Origin of the sequence: Arthrobacter sp. SAFR-023 (genome assembly GCF_051965295.1) — a bacterium.
GTDB lineage: Bacteria > Actinomycetota > Actinomycetes > Actinomycetales > Micrococcaceae > Arthrobacter.
The window spans coordinates 42,499-61,180 of sequence record NZ_JBQCMF010000002.1 but is presented as its reverse complement, the minus strand read 5'-3'; the positions used below and the strand labels follow the sequence as shown (position 1 = coordinate 61,180).

Annotated in this window: 19 protein-coding genes; 17 read left to right on the top strand and 2 right to left on the bottom strand. The window is 67.6% G+C overall.

Features of this window, described 5'->3' with window-relative positions; genetic code table 11:
- Positions 1-14: 14 nt before the first annotated feature.
- The 7 genes from ACTHQX_RS02465 to dapF all read left to right on the top strand — a co-directional run bounded on the left by ACTHQX_RS02465 (position 15) and on the right by dapF (position 6,588).
- A complete protein-coding gene (locus ACTHQX_RS02465; protein WP_440158614.1) occupies positions 15-254 on the top strand; it encodes a DUF3046 domain-containing protein in 240 nt (79 codons plus the stop codon).
- 208 nt (positions 255-462) lie between these two features.
- Positions 463-1,515, top strand: coding sequence for a recombinase RecA (gene recA, locus ACTHQX_RS02460; protein ID WP_003798759.1), 1,053 nt, complete (start codon positions 463-465; stop codon positions 1,513-1,515).
- Positions 1,516-1,615: 100 nt separating this feature from the next.
- Complete coding sequence (locus tag ACTHQX_RS02455) at positions 1,616-2,131, top strand: regulatory protein RecX (RefSeq protein ID WP_236809162.1); 516 nt, start codon at positions 1,616-1,618, stop codon at positions 2,129-2,131.
- A 55-nt stretch (positions 2,132-2,186) separates the two neighbouring features.
- Complete coding sequence (gene miaB, locus ACTHQX_RS02450; protein WP_440158615.1) at positions 2,187-3,734, top strand: tRNA (N6-isopentenyl adenosine(37)-C2)-methylthiotransferase MiaB; 1,548 nt, start codon at positions 2,187-2,189, stop codon at positions 3,732-3,734.
- Between the two features lie 4 nt (positions 3,735-3,738).
- Positions 3,739-4,638 (top strand): tRNA (adenosine(37)-N6)-dimethylallyltransferase MiaA, encoded by a 900-nt coding sequence (miaA, locus tag ACTHQX_RS02445; protein ID WP_440158616.1) that lies wholly within the window; start codon positions 3,739-3,741, stop codon positions 4,636-4,638.
- A gap of 37 nt (positions 4,639-4,675) precedes the next feature.
- Positions 4,676-5,647 carry a DMT family transporter gene (locus tag ACTHQX_RS02440; RefSeq protein ID WP_440158617.1) on the top strand — a complete coding sequence of 324 codons (972 nt, stop codon included), beginning with the start codon at positions 4,676-4,678 and terminating at the stop codon, positions 5,645-5,647.
- On the top strand, positions 5,644-6,588 hold the full coding sequence (gene dapF / locus ACTHQX_RS02435) for a diaminopimelate epimerase (RefSeq protein ID WP_440158618.1): 945 nt from the start codon (positions 5,644-5,646) through the stop codon (positions 6,586-6,588). Before ACTHQX_RS02440 ends, dapF begins: the two co-directional genes overlap by 4 nt.
- Here dapF and ACTHQX_RS02430 read toward each other — a convergent pair.
- On the bottom strand, positions 6,569-7,183 hold the full coding sequence (locus ACTHQX_RS02430; protein ID WP_236807890.1) for a class I SAM-dependent methyltransferase: 615 nt from the start codon (positions 7,181-7,183) through the stop codon (positions 6,569-6,571). The genes dapF and ACTHQX_RS02430 overlap by 20 nt on opposite strands.
- 380 nt (positions 7,184-7,563) lie before the next feature.
- Between ACTHQX_RS02430 and hflX the strand changes: the two genes are divergently transcribed.
- Together hflX and ACTHQX_RS02420 are read left to right on the top strand one after the other, a co-directional pair.
- Positions 7,564-9,141: a GTPase HflX gene (hflX, locus tag ACTHQX_RS02425; protein WP_236807891.1), complete on the top strand. Its 1,578-nt coding sequence runs from the start codon at positions 7,564-7,566 to the stop codon at positions 9,139-9,141.
- Complete coding sequence (locus ACTHQX_RS02420) at positions 9,134-11,194, top strand: ATP-dependent DNA helicase (protein ID WP_236807892.1); 2,061 nt, start codon at positions 9,134-9,136, stop codon at positions 11,192-11,194. Before hflX ends, ACTHQX_RS02420 begins: the two co-directional genes overlap by 8 nt.
- A gap of 42 nt (positions 11,195-11,236) precedes the next feature.
- Here the strand turns inward: ACTHQX_RS02420 and lexA are convergent, their stop codons facing one another.
- Positions 11,237-11,983, bottom strand: coding sequence for a transcriptional repressor LexA (lexA, locus tag ACTHQX_RS02415; RefSeq protein WP_236807893.1), 747 nt, complete (start codon positions 11,981-11,983; stop codon positions 11,237-11,239).
- 377 nt (positions 11,984-12,360) lie between these two features.
- Between lexA and ACTHQX_RS02410 the strand changes: the two genes are divergently transcribed.
- The 8 genes from ACTHQX_RS02410 to ACTHQX_RS02375 all read left to right on the top strand — a co-directional run bounded on the left by ACTHQX_RS02410 (position 12,361) and on the right by ACTHQX_RS02375 (position 18,587).
- A complete protein-coding gene (locus ACTHQX_RS02410; protein ID WP_236807894.1) occupies positions 12,361-12,711 on the top strand; it encodes a LysM peptidoglycan-binding domain-containing protein in 351 nt (116 codons plus the stop codon).
- Between the two features lie 78 nt (positions 12,712-12,789).
- A complete protein-coding gene (locus ACTHQX_RS02405) occupies positions 12,790-13,908 on the top strand; it encodes a histidinol-phosphate transaminase (RefSeq protein WP_236807895.1) in 1,119 nt (372 codons plus the stop codon).
- Positions 13,909-13,967: 59 nt separating this feature from the next.
- On the top strand, positions 13,968-14,594 hold the full coding sequence (hisB, locus tag ACTHQX_RS02400; protein ID WP_003798736.1) for an imidazoleglycerol-phosphate dehydratase HisB: 627 nt from the start codon (positions 13,968-13,970) through the stop codon (positions 14,592-14,594).
- Positions 14,591-15,328, top strand: a complete 738-nt coding sequence (gene hisH, locus ACTHQX_RS02395; RefSeq protein ID WP_236807896.1) for an imidazole glycerol phosphate synthase subunit HisH — start codon at positions 14,591-14,593, stop codon at positions 15,326-15,328. The genes hisB and hisH overlap by 4 nt, the downstream gene beginning before the upstream one ends.
- Entirely contained in the window at positions 15,329-15,487 is a 159-nt protein-coding gene (locus ACTHQX_RS02390; protein ID WP_180987215.1) for a hypothetical protein, read from the top strand. It abuts the gene before it with no gap.
- Between the two features lie 75 nt (positions 15,488-15,562).
- On the top strand, positions 15,563-16,309 hold the full coding sequence (gene priA, locus ACTHQX_RS02385) for a bifunctional 1-(5-phosphoribosyl)-5-((5-phosphoribosylamino)methylideneamino)imidazole-4-carboxamide isomerase/phosphoribosylanthranilate isomerase PriA (protein ID WP_087873510.1): 747 nt from the start codon (positions 15,563-15,565) through the stop codon (positions 16,307-16,309).
- Between the two features lie 9 nt (positions 16,310-16,318).
- Positions 16,319-17,230: an SseB family protein gene (locus ACTHQX_RS02380; RefSeq protein WP_440158619.1), complete on the top strand. Its 912-nt coding sequence runs from the start codon at positions 16,319-16,321 to the stop codon at positions 17,228-17,230.
- Positions 17,231-17,288: 58 nt separating this feature from the next.
- A complete protein-coding gene (locus tag ACTHQX_RS02375) occupies positions 17,289-18,587 on the top strand; it encodes an MFS transporter (RefSeq protein ID WP_236807897.1) in 1,299 nt (432 codons plus the stop codon).
- Positions 18,588-18,682 lie beyond the last annotated feature (95 nt).

The following is an 18,682-nucleotide window of genomic DNA, read 5'->3' as shown; positions in this document are numbered from 1 at the left end:
AGAGACTGTATTGAGTGAGGATTAGTGATTTCTGGCGGCTGATGGACGACGAATTCGGGGCCGGCTACTCGCGTGTGCTGGGCGGCTCCCTCGTCCTTGCCGGAGTCGGTGGCCGGACCGCCAACCAGGCCCTCGCCGCGGGCGTCAGTCCGCGGGACATCTGGCTGGCGGTGTGCGACGTGCAGGACGTCCCCGAGGAGCGCCGCCTCGGCCGCGATATCAAGCCGCGACAGCACGGGCCAGACCTGGTCTGAGCCGATCCCGACCCGCCTGGGAACCTGCTGACACGCCGACAGATTGTTCGAATATCTGTTCGGGTGCGACTATGCTTTTTGCCAGCGGGTTATCCACATACGTGCGCCTGCCCGGTAAGAATGTCAGCGGGTGGCGCTAGCGTCGGGGATGACAGACAAAGGGCCGCAGAGGCCCCTCCAAAGCGAGAAAGCATTAGAGGTGTGAACCATGGCGGCAGCCCCGGATCGTGAAAAAGCGCTTGAAGCAGCGCTCGCGCAGATTGACAAGCAGTTCGGCAAGGGATCGATCATGCGGCTGGGCGACGAAACACGCGCCCCCATCGAGGTCATCCCGACCGGCTCCATCGCGCTGGACGTCGCACTGGGAATCGGAGGGCTCCCGCGGGGCCGCGTCGTCGAGATCTACGGCCCGGAATCGTCAGGTAAGACCACCGTGGCCCTGCACGCTGTGGCCAACGCCCAGCGCGCCGGTGGCATCGCCGCCTTCATCGACGCCGAGCACGCCCTCGATCCCGAGTACGCCGCAAAGCTCGGCGTGGACACGGACGCCCTGCTGGTCTCCCAACCGGACACCGGGGAGCAGGCCCTGGAGATCATGGACATGCTGGTGGGCTCCGGCTCGCTGGATATCGTCGTCATTGACTCCGTGGCAGCGCTGGTGCCGCGCGCGGAAATCGAAGGCGACATGGGCGACAGCCACGTTGGTCTGCAGGCCCGCCTCATGAGCCAGGCCCTGCGAAAGATCACCGGCCGGCTGAGCCAGACCAAGACCACCGCCATCTTCATCAACCAGCTGCGCGAAAAGATTGGTGTGTTCTTCGGTTCCCCGGAAACCACCACCGGTGGTAAGGCGCTGAAGTTCTACGCCTCCGTGCGTATCGACGTCCGCCGCATCCAGACCCTGAAGGAAGGTGCCGATTCCGTCGGCAACCGCACCAAGGCCAAGATCGTCAAGAACAAGATGGCCCCGCCCTTCAAGATCGCCGAATTCGACATCATCTACGGCCAGGGCATCTCCCGCGAGGGCGGCATCATCGACATGGGCGTGGAGCACGGCATCATCAAGAAGTCCGGGTCGTGGTTCACCTACGACGGCGACCAGCTCGGCCAGGGCATGGAGAATTCGCGCCGCTTCCTGCGCGACAACCCGGAACTCGCCGCGGAACTGGAACGGCTCATCAAGGAAAAGCTCGGCGTGGGAACCAAGCCGGCGGCCGACGCCGAAGCTTCACCGAAGCTGAAGGCCGTTGACGGCTTCTAGCAGACGCCGGTCCTCTTCGGCCTTTGCCAAGGCCGGAGGGGACCGGGAAGCAGGGCCCAGCCCGGACCCCGATGAGGACCGGGACTCAGATCCGGTATCGGTGGCGCGCGCCATCGTGCTGCGCCAGTTGACCGCATCGCCCAAGAGCCGGCTGCAGCTTGAACGCAAGCTGGCCGAGCGCAACGTGCCGGAGGACGTCGCCGCGGCCGTGCTGGACCGTTTCGAAGAGGTCCGGCTCGTCGACGACGCCGAATTCGCGGACATGTGGGTGCGGAGCAGGTCGCAGTCGCGCAGGCTCGCCAGGGGCGCCCTGCGCCGGGAGCTCGCGGACAAGGGCATTGACCCTGACACGGCGGCCTCTGCCCTGGAGCAGGTCAGCGACGAGGACGAGGAAGCCGCCGCCCGCCACCTCGTGCAGCGCAAGCTACGGCCGGGCACGGACCTGACTGACCGGGCGGAACGCGACAAGACCACGCGGCGGCTCGCGTCCATGCTCGCGCGCAAGGGGTACCAGCCCTCGCAGGCTTTCCGGATCGTGGGGGAGGTCCTGGACGCCGCAGCCGGCGGCGCCGCGTCCGGGGAGGACACCTACGGGGCCGCCCCGTCCTGGGAGTGATCGAACGCCGGGAGTGAACGCGGCCGGCACTCGTGGCAGCCGGTACCCTTAATGGGTGAGTCTGACCTACCCTTCCCCCGCATCCGGCACCGAAAACGCAACCGGCGGCGCCGTCGTGCCCCGCACCTACCAGGTGCGCACCTTCGGCTGCCAGATGAACGTTCACGACTCCGAGCGCATAGCGGGCATGCTGGAGGCCGCCGGTTATGTACCGGCGGACGGTGCCCAGGCCGACGTCGTCGTCTTCAATACCTGCGCAGTGCGGGAAAACGCCGACAACAAGCTCTACGGCAACCTCGGCCAGCTGGCCCCCATCAAAGCCGCCAACCCGGGGATGCAGATCGCCGTCGGCGGCTGCCTGGCCCAGAAGGACCGCGAAACCATCCTGAAGAAGGCGCCCTGGGTGGATGCCGTCTTCGGCACGCACAATGTCGGCGCCTTGCCTGCCCTCCTGGACCGGGCGCGCCACAACAACGAGGCGCAGCTGGAAATCCTTGAGTCGCTGGACGTCTTCCCGTCCACGCTGCCCACCAAACGCGATTCCGTCTATTCGGGCTGGGTGTCCATTTCGGTCGGCTGCAACAACACCTGCACCTTCTGCATCGTCCCTGCCCTGCGGGGCAAGGAAAAGGACCGCCGGCCGGGGGAGATCCTCGCCGAGGTCCAGGCCTTGGTGGACGACGGCGCCATCGAAGTGACGCTCCTCGGCCAGAACGTGAACTCCTACGGGGTGGAGTTCGGCGACCGCCAGGCCTTCTCCAAGCTGCTCCGCGCCTGCGGCGAGATCCCGGGCCTGGAACGGGTGCGTTTCACGAGCCCTCACCCGGCTGCGTTCACCGATGACGTCATCGACGCCATGGCCGAGACGCCCAACGTCATGCCGCAGCTGCACATGCCGCTCCAGTCGGGATCGGACAAGGTCCTGCGGGACATGAAGCGTTCCTACCGGTCGGCGAAGTTCCTGGGGATCCTGGACAAGGTCCGCGCCAAGATGCCGCATGCGGCGATCTCCACGGACATCATCGTTGGTTTCCCGGGGGAGACGGAGGAGGATTTCCAGGCGACCCTGGACGTCGTCGAAAAGTCTCGCTTCGCCACGGCCTTCACCTTCCAGTACTCGAAGCGGCCCGGCACGCCGGCCGCGGACCTGCCGGACCAGCTGCCCAAGGCGGTGGTGCAGGAACGCTTCGAGCGCCTCACCGCTCTCCAGGACCGCATTGCCGCGGAGGAGAACGCCAAGCAGCTGGGACGCCGCGTCGAGGTCATGGTCACCGCCCAGTCCGGCCGCAAGTCCGAGGAAACGCACCGCCTCTCGGGCCGTTCGCAGGACCAGCGCCTCGTCCACTTCACGGTTCCCGAGGGCGCTCCTGCCCCGCGTCCCGGAGACCTGGTGACCGTCACCATTACGGAAGCGGCCGCCTTCCACCTGGTCGCCGATCCTGCCTCCGCAGCCGACTACTCCCTGCGCCGGTCGCGCGCCGGCGATGCCTGGGACAGGGCGCAGGCCGATTCCTGCGGTGCGCCCGCCCCTGGCGCGGCGGGTGCAGCGGGCAGGACGGGCGTGTCGCTCGGCATGCCCTCGCTCCCGGTGCGGAGCCGCTGACCCGGTGGCGGGCCAACTCCCCGTCATAGCGGTTGTCGGCCCCACCGGTTCAGGCAAGTCCGACCTCGCCGTCGATCTTGCCCTGGCCCTGGACGGCGAAGTGATCAACGCCGACGCCATGCAGTTCTACCGCGGCATGGACATCGGCACCGCCAAGGTCACCGAGGCTGAACAGCGCGGCGTCCGGCACCACCTGCTGGACATCCTGGACGTGACGCAGGAAGCGTCGGTGTCCGACTTCCAGCAGCAGGCAAGGGACGCCGTCGCGGATATCCACCGCCGCGGCAAGCGGGCCATCCTGGCCGGCGGGTCGGGCCTGTATGTCCGCGCCGCCCTCGATGTGCTGGACTTCCCGGGAACCGATCCGGAAATCCGTGCCCGGCTGGAACAGGAGAACGCTGCGGAAGGATCCGCGGTGCTGCTGGACCGCCTGCGGGCGGTAGACCCCGTCTCCGCCGGCCGCCTCGGCGACGCCCGCCGCATCATCCGCGCGCTGGAAGTGTTCGAGCTGACCGGGCGCCCGTTCAGCTCCTTCATGCCGACCCGCGAGTACCACCAGCCCGCCCTCCAGATCGGGCTGGAGGTGGACCGGGAGCAGCTGCGCGACCGGCTCGCCGTCCGCGTGCACCGCATGGTGGAGCGGGGGCTGCTGGCCGAAGTCGAACGGCTGGACGCCCAGGGCCTTCGCCGTGGCAAGACCGCACCCCGCGCACTCGGCTACGCCCAGTTCCTCAAGGTGCTCGACGGCGAAGCGGATGCAGCGCAGGCAGCCGAAGAAACCATCGTGGCCACCAGGCAGTTCGCCCGCCGGCAGCTGACGTGGTTCCGGGCCGACCCCCGCATCAGCTGGCTGGACTGGCAGGACCCTCATCTCGCCGCCAAGGCAGCCGGGCTCTGCCGCTGAGCCAAGCCCGCAACAACGCACTGGAAGAAAGACCCGTATGACCCTCGCAGTTGCCACCACGCCAAAGCACTCCTCGCGGCGTGCCCTCATCGTCGCCGTCGCTTCGCTGCTGGGAGCGACTCTGTTCTGGGCCGGCAACTACGTTGTCGGGGCCGGCGCGGTCGCGAGCATCGATCCCCTCAGCCTGGTCCTGCTGCGCTGGTCGCTGGCCCTGGTTCCGCTGCTGGCCATCGCGCAGCTGGTGGAGCGCCCGCAGTGGCGCCAGGTGCTGGCCGCGTGGCCGTGGCTGATCGCACTGAGTGTGTCCGGGCTGCTGGGCTACAACCTGCTTCTGTACACGGCCCTCGAGCACACAGATGCGTTCAACGCGTCCCTCATCAATGCGTTCAACCCTGCACTGATCACCCTGGCCGCTGCCGCCTTCCTGCGCGAACGCCTGACCCGCCGGGCAGCGGGCGGCGTCCTGATCGCGCTCGTCGGGGTGCTGCTTGTCCTCAGCAACGGCGACCTGGGCAAGCTGCTGCAGGCCGGGTTCGGGACCGGTGAGCTCTTCATGCTCGGAGCCATTGCAGCATGGTCCGCGTATACGATCACCGGGCGCCTGGCTCCGCCGCTGCCCCCGATAACCACCACGGCCGTCCAGGCCGCGATCACCGTTGCCGTCCTCACGCCACTCAGCCTCGCTGCCGGCGGTCCCGTGCTGCCGTCCACGCAGGGTGCCATCGTTTCCCTGGCCTTCATCGCGCTCTTCCCGTCAGTGCTGTCCTACCTGCTCTGGAACCGCGCACTGACAGTCATCCCCGCCGGCAACGCCGGAGTGTTCCTTAACCTCATCACCGTCTTCACAGCCCTGTTCACAATCCTCTCCGGCCGTCCCTACACCTTCGCGCAAATAGCCGGCGGTGTGATTGTGGTCGCCGGCATCCTCCTCACCAGCACCCGCAGCCGGCGAGGCAGATCCACAGCGTTTTTCTGGCGCCACCGGCGGACGGGTAACCTTGAACCATGAATGAAACCCTTGCAGAAACAGCCCGGCCCGCCGCCACCACACTGAGCGGACTGCGGTTCTCCAAGGGCCACGGAACAGGCAACGACTTTGTCCTGGTCGCTGATCCCGAGGGCGTGCACGCGATCTCCGCGGAGCAGGTCGCCCAGCTGTGCGACCGCCACCGCGGCATCGGCGGCGATGGACTCATCCGCGCCGTCCCGTCCCGTCTCCTTGACGAGGGCCGCCAGATTCTTGCTGAGAACCCCGACGCCGAGTGGTTCATGGATTACCACAACGGTGACGGTTCCCTGTCAGAGATGTGCGGCAACGGCGTGCGCGTGTTTGTCCACTTCCTCCTGGCCGAAGGCCTGGCTCAGCTGCCGGCCGGCGGCTCACTGACCATCGGCACCCGCGGCGGCGTCAAGACCATCGTCCGCACAGGTGACGGCTACGCCGTCGACATGGGCCCCTGGGAGTTCATCTTCCCGGACGAGGCAGCGGCCCGTGCCATGGATTCACTGGTCAGCGCCGAGGGACTCGAGGTGCCGCGGCCGGCGCTGTCCGTCAGCATGGGTAACCCCCACACGGTCGTTGCCCTGGCCGAGCTGTCCGAACTCCGGGAGACCCGGCTCTTTGCCGCCCCGCACGTCGACCCGGCGCCCGCCAATGGCACGAACGTTGAGTTCGTTGTCCCGGCCGAGCCGCTGGTGCACGAGGGTGTGGGCACCGTGACCATGCGGGTCCACGAGCGTGGCGTCGGCGAAACGCAGTCCTGCGGCACCGGTGCGTGCGCCGCGGCGGTGGCCATCCGGCACTGGGCCGGGCAGGGCGCCCCGGACGCCTGGCAGGTGAAGGTGCCGGGCGGCGTCGTGGGCGTGAAGTTCTTCACCGTCGCCGGCGGCCGCGAGCACGTTGAGCTCAGCGGCCCGGCCACGATCGTTGCTACTGGGACGCTTTCCTGACCCGCAGGATCCTGAAGGATTTGGACGTGCTTTCCCGCGTCACCGTGAAGGAGCTATCCAAAACCTCCGCCAGCCAGCGCTGAAGCGTATCCGAGCCCAGGTTCTTCTGCACCACCAGCCACGCCGAACCGCCCGGTGCCAGCCTCGGCAGCCAGAGCAGCAGGAGTGAGTGCAGCTCATCCTTGCCGATCCGGATCGGCGGATTGGACCAGATGGTGTCGAAGCGGATTTCGGGATCCACGTTCTCGGGCGTGCTGGCCGTGACATTGTTCAGCCCCAGCAGTCCGGCGTTCCCGTTGGTGAGCGCGATGCATCGTTCATTGACGTCCACGGCGTAGACCTGAGCGTGCGGTGCCCGGAGCGCCATGGTGAGGGCGATGGGTCCCCACCCGCAGCCGATGTCGAGCAGGTTTCCCTGCGGCGAAGGCGCCGGAACCTCGGCCAGCAGGATGGCTGTGCCCTTGTCGATCCCGTCCGGACTGAAGATGCCGGACGAGGTCTGCAGCTTCCGCGTTTCACCGGCCAGTTCCACTGTGAGGGGCTTGCGGGTAAACGGCCCCGCCGGTGATGCGCTGAAATAGTGGGCAGACTCCATAACTGGCCAGATTAGTGGGCTGCCCGCCCGATGGGAAACCGGCTGACGGGAAGGCCGCCTGCCCGTTCTGGTAACATTGAAGGCATGTTCCTGATTTTTGAGTAGCCGGTACTTCTTTTTGCCCGCGGCCTTTAGCCGCCGGCACCGGCCAATGGCTCCCCTCCAATGCGACGCAGGTATTGCCCTTTGCAGGCACAGACCTTCCGCAGGATCGCAGCCCGAACAGCACTCAATCAGACCGCTTCCCGCCGGCCATGCCCGACGTCTGCCGGCATTTCAGGAGACCCTCCATGACCCCTCGTAGTCAGCCCAGCGCGAATACCGCTGCCAAGGGCGGCAATCAGCACTATTCTGAAGATGCAGAACCTTCAAAGGAGACCATGACCAATCAGCAAAATCCCGGATCCGAGCCGGCAGCCCAGGACATGAGTCCTGAGGAGATCCAGGCTGTTATCGACCGGATCCTCGCCAAGGACGTCCCAGCCAAGAACGCCGCACCTGCCAACGGCAGCCGCGCTGACAGCCAGGGTGTTTTGGGCAAGGCGCAGGCCATCTCGCAGCTTGCGGAAGAGCACAGCACATACGACGGCGACCAGCAGGACCTCGAGGAACGCCGGGCACTGCGACGCACGGCCGGGCTGTCCACCGAACTCGAAGACGTCACCGAAGTCGAATACCGGCAGTTGCGTCTGGAACGCGTCGTACTCACCGGCCTCTGGACCGAAGGCACGCTAGCCGACGCCGAGAATTCCCTGCGTGAACTCGCCGCCCTGGCGGAAACTGCGGGCTCGGAAGTCCTCGACGGACTGGTCCAGCGGCGGGCCAAGCCGGACCCCGGCACTTTCCTCGGTTCCGGCAAGGCCCTGGAACTCAAGGACGTGGTGATGTCCACCGGCGCCGATACCGTCGTTGTGGACGCCGAACTCGCGCCCTCCCAGAGGCGCGGCCTTGAAGACATCGTCAAGGTGAAGGTCATCGACCGCACGGCCCTCATCCTTGACATCTTCGCCCAGCACGCCAAGAGCCGCGAAGGTAAGGCCCAGGTGGAGCTGGCGCAGCTCGAGTACCTCCTTCCGCGCCTCCGCGGCTGGGGTGAATCCATGTCCCGCCAGGCCGGTGGCCAGGTGGGCGGCGCCGGCGCCGGCATGGGCTCCCGTGGGCCCGGTGAAACCAAGATCGAACTGGACCGGCGAAGGATCCGCACCCGGATGGCCAAGCTGCGTCGGGAGATCGCCGCGATGAAGCCTGCACGGGAGACCAAACGGGCCAACCGCCGTCGTAATGCAGTCCCGTCCGTGGCCATCGCCGGATACACCAACGCCGGCAAGTCCTCGCTGCTGAACCGCCTCACCGATGCCGGAGTCCTGGTCGAGAACGCCCTGTTCGCCACCCTGGATCCCACCGTCCGCAAGGCAGAGACCGCCGACGGAATGGGGTACACGCTGGCCGACACCGTGGGGTTCGTCCGGTCCCTTCCCACCCAGTTGGTGGAGGCCTTCCGTTCCACCCTCGAGGAAGTGGCGGATGCAGACCTGATCCTGCACGTCGTGGACGTGTCGCACCCGGACCCAGAGGGCCAGATCGCCGCCGTCCGGTCGGTGTTCGCCGAGGTGGACGCCCGCAAGGTGCCCGAGATCATCGTTCTGAACAAGGCCGACGCCGCCGACCCGTTTGTGGTGGAGCGGCTGAAGCAGCGCGAACCGCGGCACGTGGTGGTTTCGGCACGTACGGGGGAGGGCATTGCCGAGCTGCTCGAGGCGATCAGCGAGGCCATCCCGCGGCCCAGCGTCAAGATGCAGCTCCTCGTGCCTTACCACCGCGGGGATCTCATCAGCAAGCTGCACGACTCCGATGCGGAGATCCTGAGCCTGGAGCACGAAGAGGCCGGCACCCGCGCCGTTGTCATGGTCCGGGAAGGCCTCGCGGCTGAACTGGAATCCTTCAGCACCGATGACTGACGGGGCGGCAGCCGCCGGCGCCGCGGCCACGGCCCGAGAGCAGCTCGTACTTGACCTGCTCGACCGCGCCGTGGCCGGCATGGGCGGCCAAAGCCGCAGCGGCCAGCACGAGATGGCCCGGCAGGTGGCGCGGGCAATCGAAACCGGCGACCACCTGCTGGTGCAGGCCGGCACGGGAACCGGCAAGTCGCTGGCCTACCTGGTCCCGCTCATCGCGCACTCGCTGGAGAGCAATAAGCCGACCCTCGTCTCCACCGCCACCCTCGCGCTGCAGACCCAGATCGTGGGCCGTGACCTCCCGCGGCTGCTGGAGAGCCTCAAACCGGCACTCGACCGGCCCGTGAAGGTGGCACTGGTCAAGGGCCGCGCGAACTACGTCTGCAGGCACAAGCTGGAGGGCGGCTTTCCCTCCGAGGAACCCTCGGAGGGCCAGCTCTTCTCGCTGGGCGAGGACACCAGCGTTCCGCACTTCGCCGCGGCGATGGGCGGTCCCTCGTCGCAGCTCGGCAAGGAGGTGGTCAGACTCCGGGAATGGGCGGAGCAGACCACCACGGGCGACCGTGACGAGCTCCTTCCCGGCGTCACGGACCGGGCCTGGCGGCAGGTGTCCGTCACGTCCATGGAATGCCTCGGCGCGCAGAAATGCCCCCTCGCCGAAGAATGCTTCAGCGAGCTTGCCCGGCACAACGCCACGGAAGCCGACGTCGTGGTGACCAACCACGCCATGCTGGCCGTCAGCGCCTTCGAGGGCCTGGCGGTGCTGCCTGAGTACGACGTCGTGGTGGTGGATGAGGCCCACGAGCTCCAGGACCGGGTGACCGGCGCGGTTTCGGGGCAGCTGTCGGTGGCCATGGTCCATGCCGCGGCCTCCGGCGCCCGCAAGCACACCGGGATCACTGTTGACGCGCTCAACACAGCGGCAGCAAACCTGGAGGTCGCCCTCGCCGGCGTTCCCAGCGGCTTGCTGCCGAACGGCCTGAACGACGAGCAGCTGGATTGTGTGGACCAGCTTCGTGAGGCCTGCCGGGCGGCGCTGTCGGACTCCAAGGGGGACAGCAACACAACGGCCGACGGCGGGCGGCAGCTTGCGCGCTCCCGTCTGCTGGTGATTTTGGAGCTTTGCGAACGTTTGATTGCGGCGCGCGAAAACCGTGAGGTGGTCTGGTTCTCCCGGAACAGCACGTTTGATCCCCAACAGGGATACTCGGCGCCGGACGAGACTGCCCCGGCTCTGGTCAACATCGCCCCACTGAGCGTCGCAGGCAGGCTGCGTGAAGGCCTGTTCGCCGGCCATACAGTGGTGCTGACGTCGGCCACGCTGGCCATCGGCTCTGCCTTCGAACCCGCCGCAGGCGGACTGGGGCTGGTCGGCGACGGTGCGCCGAGCTGGACCGGCGTCGACGTGGGTTCGCCCTTCGACTACCCCCGGCAGGGCATCCTCTATGTGGCACGGCACCTGCCGAAACCGGGCCGCGGCACTTCGCCGGAGGCGCTGGACGAACTCGAGTCCCTCATCCGCGCCTCCGGCGGGGGAGCGCTCTGCCTGTTCTCCTCACGACGGGCGGCCGAGGAAGCGGCGGACGCCCTGCGCACGCGGCTGGATGTCAGCATTCTCTGCCAGGGCGAATCCACTATGACGGCACTGGTGAAGCAGTTCGCCGACGAGCCTGATACGTGCCTGTTCGGCACGATGTCCCTGTGGCAGGGCGTCGACGTGCCGGGCGGATCGTGCCGCCTGGTGGTCATTGACAGGATCCCCTTCCCGCGCCCGGACGACCCCCTGATGACCGCGCGGTCCCGGGCCGTTGCCCAGGCCGGCGGCAACGGGTTCATGTCCGTGTCCGCCACGCACGCGGCCATCAGGCTGGCCCAGGGGGCAGGACGGCTCATTCGGTCCGCGAACGACAAGGGAGTGGTGGCAGTGCTGGATTCCCGGCTGTCCACGGAACGCTATGGCGGGTTCCTGCGGGCTGCCCTGCCGCCGTTCTGGCCGACGACCGACAAGAAGACCGCCGTCGCAGCGCTCGAACGGCTCGCCGGCGCACAGGCGTGAAAAGCCCCGGGCTATAACAGCCCGGGGCTAACGTTGCAGCGGCTACAGCGAGCGGAGTACGGACACCACCTTGCCCATGACGACGGCGTGGTCGCCCAGGATGGGTTCGTACTGCGTGTTCTGCGGAAGCAGCCACGTGTGCCCGTCCCGCTGCCGGAAGGTCTTGACCGTCGCCTCGTCGTCGAGCAGCGCAGCGACGATGTCGCCGTTGACCGCGTCGCTTTGCCGCCGGACCACCACCCAGTCGCCGTCGCAGATGGCGGCGTCCACCATGGAGTCCCCTGCGACCTTGAGCATGAACAGTTCGCCGTGGCCCACCAACTGGCGTGGCAGCGGCATCAGGTCCTCCACCATCTGGTCCGCAAGGACGGGGCCGCCGGCGGCGATGCGGCCGACCAGCGGCACCATTGCGGTGTCCATCGCGCTGGGCAGTTCGGATACGGACGCGCCTGCGGCGCTCAGGGCCGGGGCCTTGTCAGCGCCGCCGGTTTTTGCCGTCCCTGCATCCAGGGTGAGCGGCATCAGGACCTCCATGGCGCGCGGCCGCTTCGGGTCGCGCCGGAGGTAGCCAAGCTTTTCCAGCTGCGAGAGCTGGTGGGTCACGCTGGATAGGCTGGCCAGGCCGACGGTGTCGCCGATTTCCCTCATCGACGGCGGGTAGCCGTTGTCGTTGACCGAGCGCTGGATGGTTTCCAGGATCTTTTTCTGCCGGACGGTGAGTCCCTTGGGGGTCCGCTGAGACCGCGGGCTGCGCTGGGGAGCCTTGCCGTCAGAGGCCTGTGCTGCCATGTTCGCCAACGCCTTTCCGTTCCTCCCGGCCGCGGTAGCTGCAGTGGCCGGGAACTTCCGGCCTGAAAATGTCAGACCCTGCTGATCAACTGCAGATGTGGTTGTTCTGTGATTTCCAACGTAGGCCAGCCATAGTGCTTTTTCAAACATTTGTTCTAGCGAGTCTCGACTTAATTCGTCGATAGGTGCTAAAACTAGGAAAAGCAAAGTTCGAACATGTGTTCTAGTGAGGGCCGCTTGGCAGCCCGGTGTTCGAACTGTTTGTTCGAACACGAGGCAGCACAACTTGGTCCAGGAGGGCTCACGCCATGTCAGCTTCAACAGCAGCATCAACTTCAACGGCAATGTCCCGTTCGGCCGCAATGCCTTCAAAGGCAATGTCCAGTTCAATGGCGGCGTCCCGGACGGGGAAGCCGCCGCGGCTTCGTCTGACCCGCCGTGGCCGCATTGTCCTGATCGGTCTGCCGCTTGTTCTGCTGGCTGCCGCTATCCTGTCCCTGACCGGGCTCCTGAACTCCCCGGCCAAGGCTGCAGACAATGCCGGTGGCCTGACGGTTACGCCCACGGTTTCGGTCACGGTGCAGCCCGGTGAATCACTCTGGGCCATCGCCGGGCAGGTCGACCCGGACCGCGATCCCCGGGACGTGATCGCGGACATCGTCCAGCTCAATAACCTCCAGGCCGGCAAAGTCATGCCCGGTCAGCAGCTGTTTGTGCCCAACAAGTAGGGGTGATTGGGCGCGGTTTCGGCTGGCCGGAACCGTCACAGTTTCCGGCCAGCCCTCCGGGTTACTTAAACTGTCCTAGTGACTGACCAGCTTGAGCGACTGAACCGACTGCCCCTGCGGACCAACCTGAGGGGGTTGTCCCCCTATGGCGCCCCCCAGCTTGATGTTCCGATCCTGCTCAACGTCAACGAGAACACGCATGGCGTGCCCGCCGACGTGCGGGCGGCCATCACGTCGGCCGTATCCGAGGCCGCCGCCGGGCTCAACCGGTACCCCGATCGCGAATTTACTGAACTCCGGGAAGCCCTGGCTGAATACCTCGGCCACGGGCTGGGCGCGGACAACCTCTGGGCGGCCAACGGCTCCAACGAGGTCCTGCAGCAGATCCTCCAGGCGTTTGGCGGCCCGGGCCGGTCACTCCTGAGCTTCCCGCCGACGTACTCCATGTACCCGCTGCTCGCCAGCGGCACGGACACCGCCTACATCGCCGGCAGGCGTGCCGACGACTACGGCCTCAGCGCAGAGTCCGCGGCGAACCAGGTGCGGGAACTCCAGCCAAACATCGTCTTCCTGTGCTCACCCAACAACCCCACCGGCACCGGCCTGGGCCTGGACGTGGTGGAAGCCGTCTATGAGGCTGGCGAGGCCAGTCAGGCGGTCGTCGTCGTGGACGAGGCCTACCACGAGTTTGCACACGACGGCACGCCCAGCGCCCTCACCCTGCTGCCCGGCCGGGAGCGGCTCATCGTCTCCCGGACCATGAGCAAGGCGTTCGCTCTTGCCGGCGCCCGCCTCGGCTACATGGCTGCCGCCCCGGAGGTGACCGACGCCCTCCGGTTGGTGCGCCTTCCCTACCACCTGTCGGCCGTCACGCAGGCAACCGCCCTCGCGGCGCTGCAGCACCGCGAGGCGCTCATGGCCGATGTCCAAGACATCAAACGGCAGCGTGACCGGATTGTCGCGGAACTGACGCGGATGGGGCTGCGGCCCGCGGCGTCCGATTCCAACTACGTCTTCTTCGGTGGGCTGGAGAACCCCCATGAGGTCTGGCAGGGACTGCTGGATGCAGGGGTGCTCGTCCGCGACGTCGGCATCGCCGGCCACCTGAGGGTCACGGCCGGTACTGAGACGGAAACCACAGCCTTCCTGGAAGCGCTGGAAAGCATCCTGGCCCGGCAGGCCGTACTTCCGGCCTAAACTTGAATATGGACCAGGTCAGGTCTGCCCCCATCCTTCGTCAAAGGACATCTATCACCATGAGCGACACCGGTATCAAGGCTGCCGAGGCCCGGACTGCACGCATGGAGCGTGCCACCAGCGAATCTTCCGTGCTGGTGGAGATCAACCTCGACGGCACCGGAGTGTCGGATATCAGCACGTCGGTCCCGTTCTACGACCACATGCTGACGGCCCTGTGCAAGCACTCACTCATCGACATGACCGTCAAGGCCACCGGCGACACCCACATTGACGTCCACCACACCGTCGAGGATGTTGCCATTACGTTCGGCGAGGTCCTGCGCACCGCGCTGGGCAACAAGGCGGGCATCCGCCGCTTCGGTGAGGCCACCGTGCCCCTGGACGAGGCCCTCGCGCACGCCGTCGTCGACGTGTCCGGCCGGCCCTACCTGGTGCACGGCGGCGAGCCTGCCGGGCAGGAGTACCACCTGATCGGCGGCCACTTCACGGGCTCGCTGACCCGGCACGTGTTCGAGGCCATCACGCTGCACGCCGGCATCTGCCTGCACATGAACGTCATCGCGGGCCGCGACCCGCACCACATCGTGGAAGCCCAGTTCAAGGCCTTCGCCAGGGCCCTCCGCGCAGCCGTCGAGCCGGATCCCCGCGTCGAGGGCATTCCGTCCACCAAAGGAGCACTGTGACCGGCAAAGTACTGCACGAGGGCGCGATCCTCGACCCGTCCGCCACAATGAAGCCGGCATCCCCGGAGGGCAAACCCACCGTCACCGTCCTGGACTACGGCTCCGGCAACGTCCGTTCGGCCGTTCGCGCCCTTGAGCGTGCCGGTGCGGAGGTTATCCTGAGCTCCAAGCCCGAGGACGTGCTGAACGCCGACGGGCTGGTCGTTCCCGGCGTCGGCGCCTTCGAAACGGTCATGCGCGAGCTCAAAGCTGTTGACGGCATCCGGATGATCGGCCGCCGCGTTGCCGGCGGACGCCCGGTCCTCGGGATCTGCGTCGGCCTGCAGGTGCTCTTCGAAGCCGGCGTCGAACACGGAACCGAAGCCGAAGGCATGGGGGAGTGGCCCGGCAAGGTGGAGCTCCTCCCGGCGGAAGTGGTGCCGCACATGGGGTGGAACACCGTCAAGGTCCCGGAAGGCTCCAGGCTTTTCGCCGGCGTCGAGGGCGAGCGGTTCTACTTTGTGCACTCCTACGGCGTCCAGAACTGGGACTTCGACGTGATCCAGCCGCGGATGGCGCCGCCCCTGGTCACGTGGTCCGAGCACGGTGGCCCCTTCGTCGCCGCCGTGGAAAACGGCCCCCTCTGCGCCACCCAGTTCCACCCGGAAAAGTCCGGTGACGCCGGCGCGCGTCTCCTGAAAAACTGGGTCGACGGGCTCCGCGCGCCGCACTCCCGGCAGGCGGCGGACGCCTAGATGTGGTCAATCCTCCTGATGGGACTCGCCGGTCTCCTGGTGGGCGGCGGCCTGTCCTTCAGGCAGCAGCGCAAACCGCTCTGGATCCAGATCGGTTTCTACGTGTTGGCCGCCATGTCTCTGCTGGCCGCCTACCTGCTGACCCTTCCCGGCACATAACCCACTAACCCGCCGTGCGCGCCGCAGAAGTGGCCGCCCACGGGAACCCGCGTCTACAAGAACTGAGGACCCCTGATGACCAGCCAAAACGAGCTGCCGGTACTTGAACTGCTTCCCGCCGTCGACGTCGTGAACGGCCAGGCCGTCCGCCTGGTCCAGGGCGAGGCGGGCAGCGAAACAAGCTACGGCACGCCCCTGGAGGCGGCGCTCAACTGGCAGCAGCAGGGCGCGGAATGGGTTCACCTGGTGGACCTCGACGCTGCCTTCGGACGCGGCTCGAACGCGGACCTGCTGCGCGAAGTGGTGGGCCGGCTGGACATCAAGGTCGAGCTCTCCGGCGGCCTTCGGGACGACGAATCGCTGGAGAAGGCACTGGACCTGGGCGTCGCCCGGGTGAACCTCGGCACCGCCGCTCTGGAGAATCCGGAATGGACCGCGCGGGCCATCGACCGCTTCGGTGACCGGATCGCCGTCGGCCTGGACGTCCGGGGAACCACCCTCGCCGGACGCGGCTGGACCAAGGAAGGCGGGGACCTGTGGGACGTTTTGGGCCGCCTCGAGGAGGCTGGCTGCGCCCGCTACGTCGTCACCGACGTAACCAAGGACGGGACGCTGCAGGGACCGAACGTTGAACTTCTGCGGCAGATGGTGGAAAAGACCGGCAAGCCCGTGGTGGCCTCCGGCGGCATTTCCAGCCTCGACGATTTGAAGGTCCTGCGCTCCCTGGTGCCGCTCGGCGTCGAAGGTGCCATCGTGGGCAAGGCCCTGTACGCCGGCGCCTTCACCCTCCCCGAGGCCCTCGACGTCGCCGGCCGCCGCTAGGACATCGCCGTGACCGAGCACCAGCGCAACTCCGCGGACGGCGGCGGACCGGCGGCGGACCTGCCCCCGGTTCGCAGGCTGCCCGGTCACATCGAGGCTGCCCTGGCCGGGGCGGGTGGCGCCGCCGATTCGGCCGGTCAGCCCTGGGCCGGGCGCAGCCTCGCCGGTGATGACGCCAAGATCCACAACTTCGAGGACGACGACGGCGCGGCCGACGCCGGCTACCTCACCGCAGTCTCCGCTCTTGTTGCCGGGGACGGCGGCGAGGCCGCGGTGGTTGCCTCACTGGCCAGTGCCCGGGTTTTCGTCCCCGTGGTGGCACAACTGGCGGAAGAAGCCGAGGGCGCGCACGGCGTGCACGCAGACAAGCAGGCGGACATGGCGCTGGTGACGCTCAAGGCGCCCGACGGCCGCCTCGCCATGCCGGTGTTCAGCACGGCAGCAGCCCTGGCGGCGTGGCACCCGGAGGCCCGTCCGGTGGCCGTGTACGCCGCGCGGGCCGCCTTGTCCGCCGTCGCCGAGGGGGCCGAGCTGCTGGTGGTGGACCCCGGGGCGGAAGTGACCTTCGTGGTCCGGCGCCCCGGCGTCTGGGCCCTCGCGCAGCAGCGGCAGTGGGTGCCGGCCTACCTGGACGCCGAGCTGGCCGCCGTGCTGCGTGCCGGAGCGGAAGGTAAGCCCGCAGTCCGCGGACTCGATGTCCTTCCCGGCGGGGGAGTAGCCACAACCACGGCTTCGGGGAGCAGCGTCGATGGCGGCGGCGCCGGACCGGAACTGCGGGTGGTGCTCTACCTGGAGGACGGACTCGATGCGGCCGCAGTCCAGGCCCTCGTTGCCGGCCTCCAGAGCGAGTGGAGCCGGAATGTATTGTTTGGTGAGCGCGTTGATTCGATCGAAGTAAAGCTAAGGCGCGCCGCGCAGTAGCCGCTGGCCCGGTGGGGTCCGTTCCGGCGCTGTCCGGCGGCGGAATGAGGACCCACCTGTGAATTTCAGCCTGTACCGGGAGCTGCTGGCCGTCCGGCCCATCCGGCGGCTCCTGGCGGTCGGCATGATCGCCCGCATTCCCCACTCGGCGGCGGGCGTCCTGCTGACCCTGCACATCGTCCTTACCCTCGGTGAGGGCTACGCGGCCGCGGGAACGGCAGCGGCCGTGATGACCATCGGCATCGCGCTCGGCGCCCCTTGGCGCGGCCGCCGGGTGGATACGGCGGGCCTGCGGAGAGCGCTGATACCCTCCGTGATTTCGGAAACAGTCATCTGGTCCATCGTGCCGCACGTCTCCTATCAGTGGCTGCTGCCGCTCGTGTTCGTGGGCGGCCTTCTGACGCTGCCCATTTTCAGTGTGGTGCGGCAGTCCCTGGGGGTCCTTGCGGACGGCGACCAGCGCAGGACCGCCTTCGCGCTGGACGCTGTCAGCACGGAGATGGTGTTCATGATCGGCCCGGCCGCAGGTGCCGTGGTGGCCACAAGCGGCCATTCCGTGCTGGGGCTGACCGCCGTCGGCGTCTCGACATCGCTGGCCGGGCTCTTCCTCATGTGGTTCAACCCGCCCACCCGCAGTGCTGTCCGCAGCGAATCGTGTGAGGCGGACGAACAGGTTGCCGCAGAGGTGGCCGTGGTGGCCGCGGCCCCCGCACACCTGCAGGAGGCTGCCGCTGAACTCGGCCCGGCGGCCGCGGGCATTAGTCGGCGGGCAGTCCTGAAGCGCAGGGTGGCCCACAGCTTCGGCTGGTTCACCGCCGCGGTAGCCGCGGTGTTCGCTGTTGCCGGTGGCGCCGGCATGGTGCTCAGCGGCACCGATGTGGGAATCGTGGCTGCCCTGGAGACCGGCGGCCGCCAGGGCGAGATCGGTGTGGTGTTCCTCTTCTGGTGCGCCGCCTCGGTGGTCGGCGGCCTCGTCTACGGGGCCATGCACCGGCCTGTCTCACCGATACTCCTGCTTCTGGGCATGGCTGCACTGACCATTCCCATGGGCTTCGCCACCGACACACTGACCCTCAGCCTGTTGTCGCTGCTGCCGGGGCTCCTCTGTGCTCCGGTGCTTTCGGCAGCCTCCGAGAAGGTGGCCGAACTGGTTGACGAGGCCAGGCGGGGCGAGGCCATGGGCTGGTACGGGTCCGCGCTGACCGCCGGCGTGGCACTGGGGGCTCCGCTGGCCGGACTTTTCATCGACAGCATTGGCGCGGCCGGGGGCTTTGTGTCCGTCGGGGTGGCTGGGGTGCTGCTTTGCGCTGTGGGACTTGTCCTCCAGCAGCGGCGCCGCCGCGCCGCCGCATCCTGACACTCTCCGGTTTCGCGGAAGCAGGGTGGCTGGAGAGCGCTACCGGAGCTAGTGCCCCCCGAAGACAAAAACGGCGGCGGGCCGGCCCCGAAGAG